At 58.4% G+C, this 14,329-nt stretch carries 14 protein-coding genes; 5 read left to right on the top strand and 9 right to left on the bottom strand.

Annotated features, from left to right (window positions below):
• Window positions 1-199: 199 nt before the first annotated feature.
• Together PH5382_RS01020 and infC are read right to left on the bottom strand one after the other, a co-directional pair.
• Window positions 200-802, bottom strand: a complete 603-nt coding sequence (locus PH5382_RS01020; protein ID WP_058332475.1) for an SAM-dependent methyltransferase — start codon at window positions 800-802, stop codon at window positions 200-202.
• Between the two features lie 158 nt (window positions 803-960).
• Window positions 961-1,509, bottom strand: a complete 549-nt coding sequence (gene infC, locus PH5382_RS01015) for a translation initiation factor IF-3 (RefSeq protein ID WP_058332474.1) — start codon at window positions 1,507-1,509, stop codon at window positions 961-963.
• A 370-nt stretch (window positions 1,510-1,879) separates the two neighbouring features.
• On the opposite strand from infC, the gene PH5382_RS01010 reads away from it, so the two are divergent.
• A complete protein-coding gene (locus PH5382_RS01010; RefSeq protein WP_058332473.1) occupies window positions 1,880-2,671 on the top strand; it encodes a hypothetical protein in 792 nt (263 codons plus the stop codon).
• Window positions 2,672-2,795: 124 nt separating this feature from the next.
• Here PH5382_RS01010 and PH5382_RS01005 read toward each other — a convergent pair whose 3' ends face one another.
• The 6 genes from PH5382_RS01005 to cobA all read right to left on the bottom strand — a co-directional run bounded on the left by PH5382_RS01005 (window position 2,796) and on the right by cobA (window position 7,747).
• Complete coding sequence (locus PH5382_RS01005; protein ID WP_058332472.1) at window positions 2,796-3,659, bottom strand: ferredoxin--NADP reductase; 864 nt, start codon at window positions 3,657-3,659, stop codon at window positions 2,796-2,798.
• A 161-nt stretch (window positions 3,660-3,820) separates the two neighbouring features.
• The gene (locus tag PH5382_RS01000) at window positions 3,821-4,222 is read right to left on the bottom strand and encodes a DUF934 domain-containing protein (protein ID WP_058332661.1); all 402 of its coding nucleotides are present in this window, start codon (window positions 4,220-4,222) and stop codon (window positions 3,821-3,823) included.
• 5 nt (window positions 4,223-4,227) lie between these two features.
• Window positions 4,228-5,013 carry a phosphoadenylyl-sulfate reductase gene (locus PH5382_RS00995; protein ID WP_082645527.1) on the bottom strand — a complete coding sequence of 262 codons (786 nt, stop codon included), beginning with the start codon at window positions 5,011-5,013 and terminating at the stop codon, window positions 4,228-4,230.
• A 4-nt stretch (window positions 5,014-5,017) separates the two neighbouring features.
• Entirely contained in the window at window positions 5,018-6,682 is a 1,665-nt protein-coding gene (locus PH5382_RS00990; protein WP_058332471.1) for a nitrite/sulfite reductase, read from the bottom strand.
• Window positions 6,675-6,983: a DUF2849 domain-containing protein gene (locus PH5382_RS00985; protein ID WP_058332470.1), complete on the bottom strand. Its 309-nt coding sequence runs from the start codon at window positions 6,981-6,983 to the stop codon at window positions 6,675-6,677. Before PH5382_RS00985 ends, PH5382_RS00990 begins: the two co-directional genes overlap by 8 nt.
• The gene (cobA, locus tag PH5382_RS00980; RefSeq protein ID WP_231751772.1) at window positions 6,983-7,747 is read right to left on the bottom strand and encodes a uroporphyrinogen-III C-methyltransferase; all 765 of its coding nucleotides are present in this window, start codon (window positions 7,745-7,747) and stop codon (window positions 6,983-6,985) included. Before cobA ends, PH5382_RS00985 begins: the two co-directional genes overlap by 1 nt.
• Before the next feature lie 200 nt (window positions 7,748-7,947).
• On the opposite strand from cobA, the gene PH5382_RS00975 reads away from it, so the two are divergent.
• Entirely contained in the window at window positions 7,948-8,415 is a 468-nt protein-coding gene (locus tag PH5382_RS00975; protein WP_058332468.1) for an Lrp/AsnC family transcriptional regulator, read from the top strand.
• Between the two features lie 249 nt (window positions 8,416-8,664).
• Here the strand turns inward: PH5382_RS00975 and PH5382_RS00970 are convergent, their stop codons facing one another.
• Window positions 8,665-9,846, bottom strand: a complete 1,182-nt coding sequence (locus PH5382_RS00970) for a cytochrome P450 (protein WP_058332467.1) — start codon at window positions 9,844-9,846, stop codon at window positions 8,665-8,667.
• Between the two features lie 89 nt (window positions 9,847-9,935).
• Here PH5382_RS00970 and PH5382_RS00965 point away from each other — a divergent pair, with 89 nt between their 5' ends.
• From PH5382_RS00965 to PH5382_RS00955, 3 genes are all read left to right on the top strand, one after another.
• Entirely contained in the window at window positions 9,936-11,687 is a 1,752-nt protein-coding gene (locus PH5382_RS00965; protein WP_058332466.1) for a sensor histidine kinase, read from the top strand.
• On the top strand, window positions 11,684-12,913 hold the full coding sequence (locus tag PH5382_RS00960) for a sigma-54-dependent transcriptional regulator (RefSeq protein ID WP_058332465.1): 1,230 nt from the start codon (window positions 11,684-11,686) through the stop codon (window positions 12,911-12,913). Before PH5382_RS00965 ends, PH5382_RS00960 begins: the two co-directional genes overlap by 4 nt.
• Window positions 12,914-13,252: 339 nt before the next feature.
• Window positions 13,253-14,254 carry a DctP family TRAP transporter solute-binding subunit gene (locus PH5382_RS00955; protein WP_058332464.1) on the top strand — a complete coding sequence of 334 codons (1,002 nt, stop codon included), beginning with the start codon at window positions 13,253-13,255 and terminating at the stop codon, window positions 14,252-14,254.
• The last annotated feature ends 75 nt before the right edge of the window (window positions 14,255-14,329 follow it).

The raw sequence follows: 14,329 nt of genomic DNA, 5'->3' as shown, positions 1-14,329 counted from the left end.
AATTCGCTCTTGTTGCTGACACAAGCCTTAGCAAACGGAGGTTAACGCGATCCCAAGAGAGTTCAGAGATCTACAAAAGGAGAGCGGCAGAGCCTGTGTGATCTTCAGCGACGCAAGCGGATCGAATCCATCCGAGATCCGGGTAAGGGATTGGTCCTGTAGCGGAGATCTCATTGCCGGAAATGGACAGAGGCGAGGGTTACTTCGGTTTTCTGGCAACAAAATCCAACAGAGCTGAAAGGCCGGAATGACCACGTCCCTCTTCGATTTCGCGCTCGTAGGCCCGGCACTCAAGGATCTCCCAACCGGAGAAATCAGCCCGCATCTGTGCCTCTGTATACATGTTTTCGGCAAACGGTGGCCCGCCTGTGCCGTGTTTCAGCTGATCGGGCGTGTATCCATGGATCATTACCAAGCCTCCGGGCCTGCAACTGCGCTTCATGCCGTCAAACTGCTTGCGTCGCCCGTCGGGTCCAGTGAACTGGATGAAGATCCCGAGAACCAGATCATAGCTGCTCTCTCTGGCCCAATCTTCCTGGAGGATGTCGCAATGCTGGTAGTGTACTGAAACACCACGTGTTTTGGCTAACTGGCGTGCCCGTTCCAGGGCCGAAGGTGCAAACTCCAGTGCGGTGACTTCAAGGCCCTGCTGCGCCAGGTAAACCGAATTGCGTCCTTCCCCATCAGCGATAGAAAGCGCAGTCAGACCGGGGCGGAGATAGGATTGATGCTCTGCCAGGAACCGGGCCGGTTCCGTTCCAAAAACATATGAGTCCGAGGCCGCAAAGCGTTCTTCCCACATAGATGTCTCCTGTGCTGGTCGCCGGTGGATAGGGTCCAGGCCAATTTATGGCCCTGTGGGCGAAGATCAAGCGGGGGCAAGATGAAAAGACGATCAGGCAAAAAAAACGCCCCGCCCGAAACCGGGCAGAGCGTCCATACTCACCGAAAAAGGCGGTCTTATTTTTGTGGAAGAGGGCCGATCATCATAACCATCTGGCGGCCTTCCATTTTGGGCATGTTTTCCACTTTGCCCAGTTCCTTGACGTCTTCGGCAACGCGTTCCAGCAACTGGCGGCCCAGGTTCTGGTGCGCCATTTCACGGCCGCGGAAACGCAGGGTAATTTTTACCTTGTCGCCGGCTTCCAGGAATTTGAACACGTTGCGCATTTTGACATCATAGTCATTGGTGTCAGTATTGGGCCGGAATTTGACCTCTTTGACCTCAATGATCTTCTGCTTTTTGCGCGCTTCGCTTTCGCGTTTCTGCTGTTCATATTTGAACTTGCCAAAGTCCATGATTTTGCAGACGGGCGGATTTGCATTTGGCGAGATTTCAACCAGATCAAGTCCGGCTTCATTTGCCATGTCCATAGCCTTGGCAGGGTGCACGACCCCGACATTTTCGCCATCAGCACCAATCAGGCGGATTTCAGAGGCGCGAATTTTTTCGTTGGTGCGCGGGCCGGTGTCACGTTGCGGCGGCGCATTATGAGGTCTGCGGGCTATGGCTTTGATCCTTTGATTATTGCCGTTTTTCGAGCACGGAACCTAACCGGAACGGCCAGGTGTTTCAAGCGGCAACCGGCGGGCGCGGTCCTGAATTTCCGCCTCATAGGTGCTTTTTACTGCAAAGAGTACCGGTTTTGCTCCATTCAGGGTTTCAGTCGTGAAATTATGGTTAATTTGTCTCCTTTGTGAAAGGCCTGCAGGTATCGGCCGGGAGTCGCTCAAATCTACTGAGTCTCTGGAGATTCAACAGCAAGCTTTGGCCGATGATGTCTTGACCGGGTTATTCCCCCTTGTGAAATTGCCTGTCTGACCGCACCTCATCTGTCATCATAACTGCCAATGGCAGGTAAAAGGACAGGAGACGAAGATGAAACCGATTTATGTGGTTCTTGGTGCGGGTATCATTGCAGCAGGTGGGTATTTCTACCTTCAGAGCCAACAGCCAGAGGCCGTTGCCGTGGCCCCTGCCGCGAATGAAGCTACTGCTCCAGCAGCCGAAGAGGCACCGGTCGTTGAGGCAACTGAGGAAACTGTCGCGCAAGAGGCGGCAGAGGCCGTCGAAGAAGCCGGTTCGGCCATCGAAGAGGCTGTGGAGGCTGCAACCGATACTGTTACCGAGGCCGTGGATGAAGCCGTAGAAAGCGCAGCGGAGCAGGCCACCGAAGCCGCGACTGCAGCGGTTGAGGCCGCAAGCGAAGCGGCGGGCGAAGCGTCTGATCTGGCCAGCGGTGCCGCAGCCGCAACGCAAAGCTTGACCGAAAGTGCTGTAGACGCGGCAGGTGAAGCAGCAACGACTGCCACCGAAACCGCGGTAGACACTGCGACATCCGTCGCCGAAGCTGCAACTGAGACTGCAACCGAGGCGGCCAGCGAGGCAGCAACCACTGCCAGCGAAACAGCAACTGCTGCCGTCGAAGCCGTGACAGAGAGTGCGACGAATGCCGTGGCAGGGGATGCAGCGGCTGGCGCTCTGTCCGGTATGGGCGAATATCTGACGCTTGATGGTTTCAATTTCGACAAGGTGATCGAAATGATCGACGGCTCCGAGCTGGGTGAGGTTAAGAAAACCATGCTGAGCACTGCTTTGAACCAGGCAAAAGACAATCCCGAGCTGCTGTCCGGGGTTCTGGACCAGGTGAAAACCGCGATGGGCCTGTAAGCTCTGCTTGGGAGCAGTCGACGGAAAAAACGAAGGGCGGCCTCTGGATGGGGCCGCCCTTTGGCAAAATCAGATCGCTCGGTCAGTAAGAGATCTGGCGCGATAAGGTCTCGTCTTGAGAGATCTAGTCCAGAAAGGCCTTTTCCACCACATATTGCGCGGGTTTGGAATTGGCGCCTTCTTCAAGACCTGCTTTTTCAAGCATGTCCTTCAGTTCAAGATTGAAGGCCATGTTGCCACAGATCATTGCCCGGTCATTGTTTGGGCACAGCGGCGTCACATCGAGATCCTTATAGGCTTCACCCGAATTGATGAGATCGGTGATCCGGCCCATCTTTGGGCTCTCCTCGCGGGTGGTGGTGGGGTAGTATTTGATCTTCTTCCAGAAGCCTTCGCCGATCACCTCATTGAGCAACTCATCGGTTTTCAGACCTTCGATCAGCTCGGCGCCATAGGTCAGCTCACCAGCGGTGCGGCAGGTATGGGTGATGATGACTTCGTCGTAATCTTCATAAGTTTGTGGCTCGCGCAGCAAAGATGCAAAGGGTGCAAACCCGGTGCCGGTGGCAAAGAACCAGATGCGTTTGCCGGGGATCAGCGCGTCATGCACCAGGGTGCCAACTGGTTTGGGACGCAGAATGATTTCGTCGCCCACCTTGATGTGCTGCAAGCGCGATGTCAGCGGCCCGTCTTCGACTTTGATCGAGTAGAACTCCATTTCCTCGTCCCAGCTGGGCGATGCGATGGAGTAGGCGCGCAGCAGTGGCTTTTGCTTTCCGGTCTTCTCATTGACCTCGCCCATCAGGCCGATCATCACGAATTCACCCGAACGGAACCGCAACGAGGCAGGACGCGTCACCCGGAAAGAGAACAGTTTATCCGTCCAGTGTTTGACTTGCGTCACAGTCTGGGCATCGGGCAGGGCGGGGGCAGCCTTTACAGGCGCGGCATTGGTCGCAGCATCGGTCACGGGTGAAATCTCGTTCATCGGTTGCACTGCCGGTGGTTTTAACCGGCACCTCTGATTAATCTTTGATGTAGGTCAGGGGAAGCCCCGGAATCTGTACCATCGTAACGTCTTTGACGCTGCGACATGCAGAAATCAGGGCAATCCCGGACTGGTGAGGGGCTTGCTGGGGGTGGGCTGGCTTAGTTGGCAGCCGCGCTGCCGCGCAGGCGGGCCTGATAGTTATGGGCCTTCCACTGGGCCCGGGCAAGCCATTGCTCTTGCGGTTGCCGGGCGGCGAGATCATCGCTGATCTCCACTTCGTCAAACCCGGTGCGGCGCGCCATCGCATATTGGTCTGCCAGCACATGTCCCTTGGCGCGCAGGCGGCCCTGATAGCCCATCAGGCGCAATTGCCGCGCCAGAGTAAAGCCGCGACCATCGGCAAAGCTGGGGAAATCAATGCGGATGATCTGCACAGCACCAATGCTGTCGGTCAACGCAGCCGGGTCCGCATCTGAGGTGAGATCCAGTGCGGCCGCATCCTCGAAACCTGCGGTCCAGGTATCAGGGCCAAAGCCTGCGTCGGTTACAATAACAGTCATATCACTCATGCTCCTGTACGGATGAATTGGCCGTTCACGACGTGGATGCCACATTCTTCCTTGTTCTGATCGCGCCAGCGTCCGGCGCGGGGATCTTCGCCTGCCTTCACTGGTGATGTGCAAGGCGCACAGCCAATCGAAGGATAGCCCTTGGCCACCAGCGGGTGCCGCGGCAGGCGGTTCTCGTCCATATAGGCGCGTACGTCCTCTGGTGCCCAATGGGCCAGCGGGTTGATCTTGATGCGCCCGGTTGGGCCAGCGGCGGTCTCTTCGATCTCAAAGAAATCAAGTGCTGCCCGGCTGCCAGCCTGAAAGCGTTTGCGTCCGGTAATCCAGCCGTCGAACCCGTCGAGCGCCGCCTGCAAGGGCGCGGTCTTGCGCAAGCCACAGCAGGCATCGGTGTCGGAAAACCGCAGCGCACCATAGGGATCCCGGGTGGCGATATCCGCCGCCTTGACGATCTGCACATTGCGCAGGCCCAGGCGCTCGCTCACCTCTTGCTGATAGACCAGCGTTTCGGTGAACAGCAGTTCGGTATCCACAAACAGCACCGGCACCATAGGGTCGATGACAGCGGCCATGTGGAGCAGAACCACGGATTCCGCTCCAAAACTAGAGACCAGCGCGATGTGACCCGCATCCTCCAGCGCGCCCTGCATCACTGCAGTGGCAGAGTGGTGGCGGTAGCGGGCGTTGAGATTAGCGACTTTTTGGGCCAGTTCAACCTGTAGATCGTGCGGGGCTACAGAAGCCCCGCCCGGTTTAGTGTTCTGTGCTTCGAGGTTCACCATGGGGCTATGCCACCTTTTTCTGAGCCTCGGGATAGAGCGCGGACTTGAAGGGCTCCATGCCGAGGCGGCGATAGGTCTCGAGGAAAGTCTCCTCTTCACCGGTGCGGATCTCAAGATAGGTTGCAACCAGGCGTTCGACCGCCGGGACAATCTCGTCATAGGCAAAGCCGGGACCGGTGCGGGTGCCGATGGCTGCGGTTTCTGTGGCGTCGCCGCCCAGGGTGATCTGGTAGTTTTCAACCCCGGCGCGATCCAAGCCCAGAATGCCGATATGGGCGACATGGTGGTGACCACAGGCATTGATGCAGCCCGAGATCTTGATCTGCAGATGCCCGATGTCATGCTCCTGCTTCAGGTCGTCAAACCGGGCCGCGATTTCCTGTGCCACAGGAATCGAGCGCGCTGTGGCCAGGGCGCAGTAGTCCATGCCAGGGCAGGCGATGATATCTGAGATCAGACCGATATTGGCAGTGGCCAAGGCGTGTTCTTTCAGCTTGGCGTGAATGGCGGGCAGGTCGCTCTTGTGGACATGCGGCAGGATCACGTTCTGCTGGTGGCTGATGCGCAGTTCGTCATAGCCAAACTGTTCGGCCAGATCTGCCATCACGCGCATTTGTTCGGCGCTGGCGTCACCGGGGGTCGCCCCGTGAGCCTTGATCGAGATCGTGACAATGGCATGATCCGCATCGCGGTGTTCGGTCAGGTTGGTGTCTGCCCAAGCGCGAAACACAGGGTCCGCGTCATAGGCCGCCCGATAGGCGTCAGTTGCCCCTGCACGCAGGGAAGGCGGGGTGAAGTGGGTCTTGATCTCGGTCAGAAGTGCTTGATCGGTGCCGTCGAACTCATGGCGACGCTCTTCAAAGCGGGCCTCTACCAGCTCGCGGATCTTGTCGATGCCGTTTTCCTGCACGGTGATCTTGATGCGGGCTTTGTATTTGTTATCGCGGCGCCCCAGCACGTTATAGACGCTGAGCACGGATTCCAGATAGGGCAGCAGATCCGGCTGCGGCAGGAAGTCACGAATGACCTTGCCGACCATGGGCGTACGGCCAAGGCCACCGCCAACGATGACCTCGAATCCGATCTCACCATCGCGTTCGACCATGCGCAGACCTACGTCATGGGCCTTGGTCACGGCGCGGTCATTGGGGCTGCCGGTGATGGCGATCTTGAACTTGCGGCCCAGGAACTGAAACTCCGGATGATCTGTCGACCACTGGCGGATCAGTTCGGCATAGGGCCGCGGGTCTGTCAGCTCATCTGCGGCGGCACCGGCAAAATGGTCCGCAGTGGTGTTGCGGATGGTATTGCCCGAGGTTTGGATCGCGTGCAGGCCGACTTCTCCCAAAGCATCCAGCATGTCGGGGATGTCGTTGAGCTTGGGCCAGTTGTACTGGATGTTCTGACGTGTGGTGAAGTGGCCGTAGCCCTTGTCCCACTTCTCTGCCAGCAGCGCGAGCTGACGCATCTGGGCAGAATTCAGCGTGCCATAGGGGATGGCGACCCGCAGCATATAGGCATGCAGCTGCAGATATACGCCATTCATCAGGCGCAGGGGTTTGAACTCATCTTCGGTGAGCGAGCCGTCAATACGGCGTGCGACCTGGGCACGGAACTGGGCGTTGCGTTCGGCCAAAAAGGCATCGTCAAAGGCGTTGTACTTATACATGGGCTTCGGCCTCCTGTTTGCCGTGGCTGTAGTTGGATGGGCCCTTGCGGCGGAAATCTTCGCGGAAATGCACAGGTTCGGGGCCGTTTTCACCGGCCTTTGCATCGGCAAGATAGGCACCGACGATGGAAATGTTCTGGCGCTCGGCGTCCAGCAGGCGCAGCTGGGCTTCGGCCTCATCCACGATCAGTTCGGCCTCGGTCAAATCACGGGTCCAGCTGTCGTCGGCTTTGAAATAGATCACGTCACCTTCGAGCAGGTCGTTGGCGGTGATGACTTTGGGTGTAAAGGGGCGGGCCATTATGCGAGCTCCATGTTCAGGTCAGAAAGGGCGGCGACGCTTTGGCGTGGCGCCAGCCCAAGAAAGGTGAGAGCAGGGCCGTCAAAGGCGGCCTGCGCCAGATCGGCTGGCAGGTGTTCCAGTGTGGTTTCCAGCACGCGCTGATCAGCGCGCGAAGCGTTTTCAACGATGGTGATCGGTGTGGCGCGATTGGCCCCATGCATGATCAGACGGCCCTGCACAAAACGGGCGGATTTTTTGCCCATATAGATGGCGGCCACTTCACCGGGGCGCGCCAGCGCTGCCCAATCCTGATCGGCAAAACCGCGCATGTCATGGCCAGTGAGAAACCGCACCGAAGAGTTGCGGCCGCGCTGAGTCAGACTTTGACCAATGCCAGCCACAGCGGCCGAGGCGGCGGTGATGCCGGGCATGATCTGATAGCTGACACCTGCGTCTTCACAGGCGGTCAGTTCTTCGTCCAGACGGCCAAAAATGGTGGGGTCACCAGATTTCAAGCGCAGCACTTTCTTGCCAGTCTGTGCATGGGTAATCATACGGGCACAGATCTCATCCTGGCTCATGGAGGGGCCAAAGCCCTCTTTGCCAACGTCTTCGAGCTGTGTGTGTGCACCTGCAAGCGCCAGGATCTCGGCACTGACAAGGCGGTCGAACAGCACCACGTCTGCGTCTTGCAATGCACGCGCGACTTTGACGGTCAGCAAATCCGGATCCCCGGGGCCGGATCCGGCAAAGGCCACCTGGCCTTTGACAAGGCAACACATGCCGCTGCGGGTCTGAGCGGTGGCTTGGGCGATATGTGTCACGGGACCGGTCATGTCGGACCTCTTTTCTGTTGTTTGACTTGAGGTAAGATATAGGAAATATTCCCACCAATACGCTATATGCTTGGGCAAATAAGGAAGTTTGTTCCGAGTTGACGTGCAATCGGATGGAATGGTCCTGAACCAGAGGGAATAAGAGAATGACAGTGCGGATCGATGCCACGGACCGGAAAATTCTGGCGGAACTGCAGCGCGATGCCGGGCAATCCCTGGACGAAATTGCGCGGCAAGTGGGCAGTTCCAAGACCCCGGTGTGGAATCGCATCCGCAAATTGCGCGAGGCCGGCGTGATCGGTCAGCAGACCTTTGTGCTGGATGCAGAGGCTCTGGGGTTTGAGGCCTGCTTCTTTGTTCTGATCCGCACCTCAGAGCATGAGGCGGATTGGCAGCAGAAGTTCCTCAAAGCGCTGCAGGACCGTCCGGAAGTGCAGGAGGCGCATCGTCTGGCAGGCGATATTGACTATATTCTCAAGGTGCGGGTGCAGAACGCGCGAGCCTATGACAAATTCTACCAGGCGCTGATTTCAGAAGTGCGAGTGCACAATGTGACTGCGCTGTTGTCGATGGAAGAGATCAAATCCACCACCATGCTGCCGCTGGAAAGCTAGGGGAGATCCTGCGCTTTGCAAGGCGTGACCAAAAGGAGCGCTTCCGCGCGCTGGTTCAGGCATGGGGTGAGGTGACGCAGAACGTTGAGCCTGCGGCGGTGGTGATCGGTGTTTAACCTGCTGAGAAGCGCTTCAGGGGGCGGTCTGCCCCTGAAGGCGCCTAAGCCAGTATGATTGAGAATGCGCGTCAAGGACAAGCCGTGCAGAGCACGGGGGCCGTTGGCCCTCCTTGACTCGCGAATGCGTTGCTCAGCGCGTGACACGCAATTCCGTCAGCCCGTGGAAATGGTAGCTGTTGCTGTAGCGAGGTTCCTCGGCTAGGCGCAGGTTGGGGCAGCGCTCAAACAGAATGGGCAGGGCGATCTGCATTTCCATGCGCGCAAGTGGCGCGCCGACGCAGAAATGCAGCCCACCTCCAAAAGATGTATTGGTGCGGGCCGGGCGTGTCGGGTCAAAGACCTCGGGGTCGTCTTCGGCAGCGGGGTCGCGATTGGCGGCCGCCAGCAACAATGCGACCTGATCGCCGCGTTGGAAGGTATGTCCCATGACCTCGGCCTCTTCATAGGCGTAGCGGGTGAACATATGCAGGGGCGGGTCGAACCGCAGGATTTCTTCGACAAGGTTGGCAACGCTATCTGCGGCCAGCCAGGCTGGATCCCAGCCCTGTTCCAGCATGCATTTCACCCCGTTTCCAAGTGCGTGCACGGTGGCTTCGTGGCCTGCGTTCAACAAAAGAATGCAGGTGCCGATGAGCTCATCCGTGCTGAGCTTGTCGCCTTCCTCTTCGGCTGCGATCAGCCGGGTGATAAGATCGTCTTGCGGGTCAGCCCGACGCAGCCCCACATAGTCACGCAGAAAGCCAGAAAATTCCTGTGCGGCGCGGGCGGCGGCCAGTTCGGTGTCATGGGTTTTGCCAGCCTGATACATCGCCACCATATCATGGGACCAGTTGAGCAGTTGCGGCGCCATTTTGGCAGGAACCCCCAACAGGCGGCAGATCACGATGACCGGTACCTGGGTGCAATAGTGTTCAAGCAAATCAAAAGGGGCGTCGGGAAATGCGTCAATTAACTGATGGCAAAGGCTGGCAATGCCAGCCTCCTGGGCCTGAATCTCGCGCGAGGTGAAGGCGCGCATTACCAGCCTGCGCAGCCGGGTGTGGCGTGGAGGCTCCGCTTCCAACATGGAATGGGCCTCGACGGCGAGAAAGGGCGCCAGATGCGCTGGGCCGTCCTGAGCCATTTCCGCCGGGATTTCGCGACCAAAGCGACGGTCGCGCAGCAGCGCGTGGACCGCTGCCCGGCGAAAGGCGGTCGGCATTTTGTAATCCTGCCAATAGTGCAGTCCGCCCTCGGCGCGGGCCTTGGCATAAAACGGATAGGGGTTCTGGACAAATGCGGGGTCGGTAGGGGATTGAATGACTGTTTTCATGGGGCGACTTTTGCCATCGTGGCTGGTCTTTGCAAGGCAACATTTGCTAGAGTGCCTTTGAAAAGGCAGACAGAAGTGGGCTGGAAATATTGCATCGTTGGACGTTGTTGCTGGGGTTTGCGCTGGCGATTGTGGGTATTGCCGGGGCCACCTGGAGTTATGGATTTCGGCAGGCGCTTGATTCATTGGCCGAACGCAGCGCCGCTGATCTGGCGCTGGCCTCTGATAGGGTAAGCACGCAGCTGCAGATTTATCAGGAGCTTGCCGTCCTGATGGCCGATCATCCTGCCTTGGCGACATTGCAGACCGCTGCGGACCGCAAGGCTGCGCAGGCGCTGCTGCGCTCAGTTGCGGATAAGACCGCGGCCCTGGATGTGTTCTATGCCGACAGATCCGGCAAGGTTTTAGTCTCTGCCGCGGGCATCGCCCCTGCGAATGTCGCTTCTGAGGGATATTTTCACCGCGCCATGCAGGGGGCTTTGGGCACCGGCTCAGGGGTTCTGAGCACTGGCGGGCGTCGTGCCTATTTTTACGCTGCACCAAGTTTCAAAGCTGAACAGGGGCTGCAAGGGGCCCTGATCGTCGTGGCTGATGTCGAGGACGTAGAACAGACTTGGCGCGGGTCCTTACCGGCGGTGTTCTTTACCAACGACGACGGGGAGGTGTTTATTTCCAACCGGCCAGAATTGCTGTTCTGGCGTCGGGCGGAAGCGGGGCTGGGCATTTCTCCGCAGAATGGGGTCGATGTGGCGCTCGAGGTCTCCAGCTATGGAGGCCATGATATTTGGGAGCTGTCCTGGAGCCCCTATCTGCCGCAGCGGGCGCTGCATCTGGCGGTGGATCTGCCGGTGATCGGCCTGCAGGGGCAGATTTTGGTGGATGTCGCCCCGGCCCGGCGGATCGCAGTGTTGCAATCGGCCGCACTGGCCGCACTGTGTTTGGCCTTTGGTACATTTTTGTTCCTGACCATGGAGCGACGGCGCACCCTGGCCGAGGCCAATGCGGTTCTCGAAAGCCGGGTCGAGGCACGCACCCGGGCCCTGCAATCCACCAACAGCCAGCTGCGCCGGGAAGTCAGCGAGCGTGAAGAGGCTGAGGCCGCGCTCAAAAAGGCGCAGGAGGAACTGGTGCAGGCGGGGAAATTGTCCGCTCTGGGGCAGATGTCGGCAGGGATCAGCCACGAGCTAAACCAGCCGCTGATGGCAATCCAGCAATATGCCGAAAACGCCGAAGCCTTTTTGCAGCGGGAACAAACAGAGCGGGTCGGCGAAAACCTGACGCGGATTGCCGGGATGTCGGCGCGTATGGCGCGGATCATCAAGAACCTGCGATCCTTTTCGCGCAATGAGAACGAGCCCATGGCGCGGGTAGATCTTGTGCAGGTGATCAACACTGCCGTCGAGTTGACAGCATCCCGGCTTGAGACTGACAGGGTCTCGCTTGACTGGAAGCCACCGCAGGGCGGCGATCCGGTCTATGCCTGGGGCGGTGAGGTGCGGCTGACGCAGGTTTTTGTCAATCTGATCAACAATGCTGCCGATGCCATGCTGGGGCAGGCTGACCGGGCGATTACGGTTGCTTTGGATGTCACTCAGGACGCCGGTCGACGGCTGTCGGTTTCGGTCAAGGATATCGGGCCGGGTATCCGGGAGCCGGAAAAGATGTTTGATCCATTTTATTCCACCAAGGTTGTCAGCAGCTCCGAAGGAATGGGGCTGGGCCTGTCGATCTCCTATGGGCTTTTGCAAAGCTTTGGCGGCAATATCCGGGGTGCAAACGCCGCTCAGGGGGCGGTTTTCACTGTGGAGCTGGATCGCTGGAGCCCGGAGGACGCAGGATGAGCCACAAAGTTCTGGTTGTCGATGATGACGCAGCCCTGCGCGAAGCGCTGGCGCAAACGCTGGAGCTGCATGATCTGGAACCGGTTACCGCAGGCTCTTTTGTGGCGGCGAAGGATCTGATTCAGAAAGATTTCAATGGGGTTATCCTGTCTGATATCCGAATGCCCGGGCGGGATGGATTTCATCTGCTCGACTATGTGCAGGGGCAGGACGAGGATCTGCCGGTGATCTTGTTGACCGGCGAAGGCGATATCCCCATGGCGGTCAAGGCGATGTCGCGTGGTGCCTTTGGATTTCTGGAAAAGCCCTGTGTGACGGCGGATCTGGTGTCGGTTCTGGAACGGGCGTTGAAAACACGCAGGCTGGTGCTGGAGAACCGGCATTTCAAACAGCAGCTGGAAGATGGTGACCCGGCTGCACGGATGTTGTTTGGAACATCCAGCCAGTCAAAGGAGCTGCGCACGCGGGTACGCATGGCTGCGCCGACTGCCGCTGAGGTGCTGGTGGCCGGGCCTGCCGGCAGTGGGATCTCCAAGGTGGCAGAAGTGATCCACCTGATGTCTCCACGGGCGCAGGCGCCGTTTGTCAAATCGCCCTCGGCGGGGCTCAGCCCGGCGGGATTTGAGGATCTGTGTCATCAGGCCGCTGGCGGGTCGCTCTTCCTTGATGAGATCTCTGCCTTGTCCGAAGCGGTGCAATATGCGCTGCTGGAACGCCTGGAGCAGGGCGCAGAGCCGCGCGTGATTGCTGGCAGTACTGCCGATCTCGCCGCATTGGTCGCGGCGGGAAGCTTTGGTGCCGATCTCTATTACCGGCTCGAAGGCATGCGGGTGCGCGTGCCATCATTGGCGGAACGTCCCGGTGATATTCCCGTGCTGTTTCGCCACTATGTCGCTCAGGCGGCGGAGCAGGCCGGGATTGAGGCACCGCAGGTCAGCGAGGAGCATCTTGCCGCCCTGATGGCGCAGGACTGGCCAGGTAATGCACGCTCGCTGATGTCGGCGGCGATGCGGTTTGTTCTTGGCATGCCGGATGAGATCACCGAGGCCACCGAGCTGGGGCTGGCCGAGCAGATGGCTCAGGTCGAACGGTCACTGCTGATTGCCGCACTTGGGCGTCAGAATGGGCGGGCGGCAGCAGCTGCCGAAGCGTTGAAGCTTCCGCGCAAGACTTTCTATGACAAGCTGGCGCGCTATGGCATCCGGCCCGAGGATTACAGACGCTGAGAATTGCGGGCGCTCAGGAGAACGACCGGCGCCAACAGTCTTTCAAACAAGCGCTTCGTATAGATTCTGGGCGCGATTCCTATAGCCGTGATATCTGCAGTGGCCTTGTGCGGTTTTTCGCACAACCTTTCCAAAGACTGTGCGGATTTTCGCACAGGGGCCAAGGCTCGCATGGCGGCTGCCTGTGTCAATTTCAAGTAACGTGCTGAAAAATATCGCAAAGACATTAGGAAGGATCAAATTTAAATCATTTCTTGAGCGATCGGCGGCAACTCGCAATTCTGTGAGAGAGGCTCCCGCCTGATTTGGGGGCGTGTCTGATAATCTGGGAGGATTAAGATGAAATTCCTGACTGCTGCTGCCACTGCGATGGCATTGACCGTAACCGCTGGTGCTGCCCAGGCAGCCTGTGACGACGGCGAGATCGTTGTAAAGTTCAGCCATGTGACCAACACTGACAAGCACCCCAAAGGGATTGCGGCCTCGCTGCTGGAACAGCGCATCAATGATGAGATGAATGGCACCATGTGCCTAGAAGTCTATCCGAACTCGACTTTGTACAACGATAACAAAGTTCTCGAAGCTATGCTGCAGGGCGACGTCCAGCTGGCGGCGCCTTCGCTGTCGAAGTTTGAAAAATTCACCAAACAGTTCCGCCTGTTTGATCTGCCTTTCATGTTCAAAAACATTAATGCTGTGGATGCGTTCCAGGCCTCTCCTGATGGTCAGGCCTTGCTGGACAGCATGCAGCGTCGCGGCCTGCAGGGGCTGGCCTACTGGCATAACGGCATGAAGCAAATGTCCGCCAACAAGCCACTGGTTGCGCCGACGGATGCCAATGGCCTGAAATTCCGCGTGCAGTCTTCGGATGTTCTGGTGGCCCAGATGGAAGCCATTGGTGGTAGTCCACAGAAAATGGCCTTCTCCGAGGTCTATGGCGCGCTTCAGCAGGGCGTGGTTGATGGGCAGGAAAACACCTGGTCCAATATCTACGGCAAGAAATTCTTTGAAGTGCAGGATGGCGTAACCGAAACCAACCACGGCATCATCGACTACCTTGTGGTGACCAATGTAGACTGGCTGGAAAGCCTGGATGCGCCGGTGCGTGAGCAGTTCCTCACTATCCTTGGTGAAGTTACAGAGGCACGCAACGCGAAATCGACGGAAGTGAACCTGGCGGCCAAGGAGGCGATCATCGCTGCAGGCGGCGAGGTGCGCAGCCTTGATGCTGATCAGCGTCAGGCTTGGGTTGAAACCATGATGCCGGTTTGGGCGAAGTTCGCAGGCGACGTGGGTCAAGACAAGATTGACGCCGCACAGGCGATCAACGCCGGTTTCTGAACCGATTGACTGAGCTAAAGCCGACCTGCCCGAGGGGCAGGTCGCAACCAGGGCGCCAGTCATAGACTGCCTGCG

Origin of the sequence: Phaeobacter sp. CECT 5382 (assembly GCF_001457775.1) — a bacterium.
In the GTDB taxonomy this organism is placed as follows: domain Bacteria; phylum Pseudomonadota; class Alphaproteobacteria; order Rhodobacterales; family Rhodobacteraceae; genus Pseudophaeobacter.
This window is presented reverse-complemented; position numbering and strand designations above follow the sequence as displayed.

What these genes read in the sequence shown, in the direction of transcription:
- PH5382_RS01020 (WP_058332475.1), bottom strand. Translation starts at nt 802, where the DNA reads ATGTGGGAAGAACGCTTTGCGGCCTCGGACTCATATGTTTTTGGAACG.
- PH5382_RS01010 (WP_058332473.1), top strand. Translation starts at nt 1,880, where the DNA reads ATGAAACCGATTTATGTGGTTCTTGGTGCGGGTATCATTGCAGCAGGT.
- PH5382_RS01005 (WP_058332472.1), bottom strand. Translation starts at nt 3,659, where the DNA reads ATGAACGAGATTTCACCCGTGACCGATGCTGCGACCAATGCCGCGCCT.
- PH5382_RS01000 (WP_058332661.1), bottom strand. Translation starts at nt 4,222, where the DNA reads ATGACTGTTATTGTAACCGACGCAGGCTTTGGCCCTGATACCTGGACC.
- PH5382_RS00995 (WP_082645527.1), bottom strand. Translation starts at nt 5,013, where the DNA reads ATGGTGAACCTCGAAGCACAGAACACTAAACCGGGCGGGGCTTCTGTA.
- PH5382_RS00990 (WP_058332471.1), bottom strand. Translation starts at nt 6,682, where the DNA reads ATGTATAAGTACAACGCCTTTGACGATGCCTTTTTGGCCGAACGCAAC.
- PH5382_RS00985 (WP_058332470.1), bottom strand. Translation starts at nt 6,983, where the DNA reads ATGGCCCGCCCCTTTACACCCAAAGTCATCACCGCCAACGACCTGCTC.
- cobA (WP_231751772.1), bottom strand. Translation starts at nt 7,747, where the DNA reads ATGTGTTGCCTTGTCAAAGGCCAGGTGGCCTTTGCCGGATCCGGCCCC.
- PH5382_RS00975 (WP_058332468.1), top strand. Translation starts at nt 7,948, where the DNA reads ATGACAGTGCGGATCGATGCCACGGACCGGAAAATTCTGGCGGAACTG.
- PH5382_RS00970 (WP_058332467.1), bottom strand. Translation starts at nt 9,846, where the DNA reads ATGAAAACAGTCATTCAATCCCCTACCGACCCCGCATTTGTCCAGAAC.
- PH5382_RS00960 (WP_058332465.1), top strand. Translation starts at nt 11,684, where the DNA reads ATGAGCCACAAAGTTCTGGTTGTCGATGATGACGCAGCCCTGCGCGAA.
- PH5382_RS00955 (WP_058332464.1), top strand. Translation starts at nt 13,253, where the DNA reads ATGAAATTCCTGACTGCTGCTGCCACTGCGATGGCATTGACCGTAACC.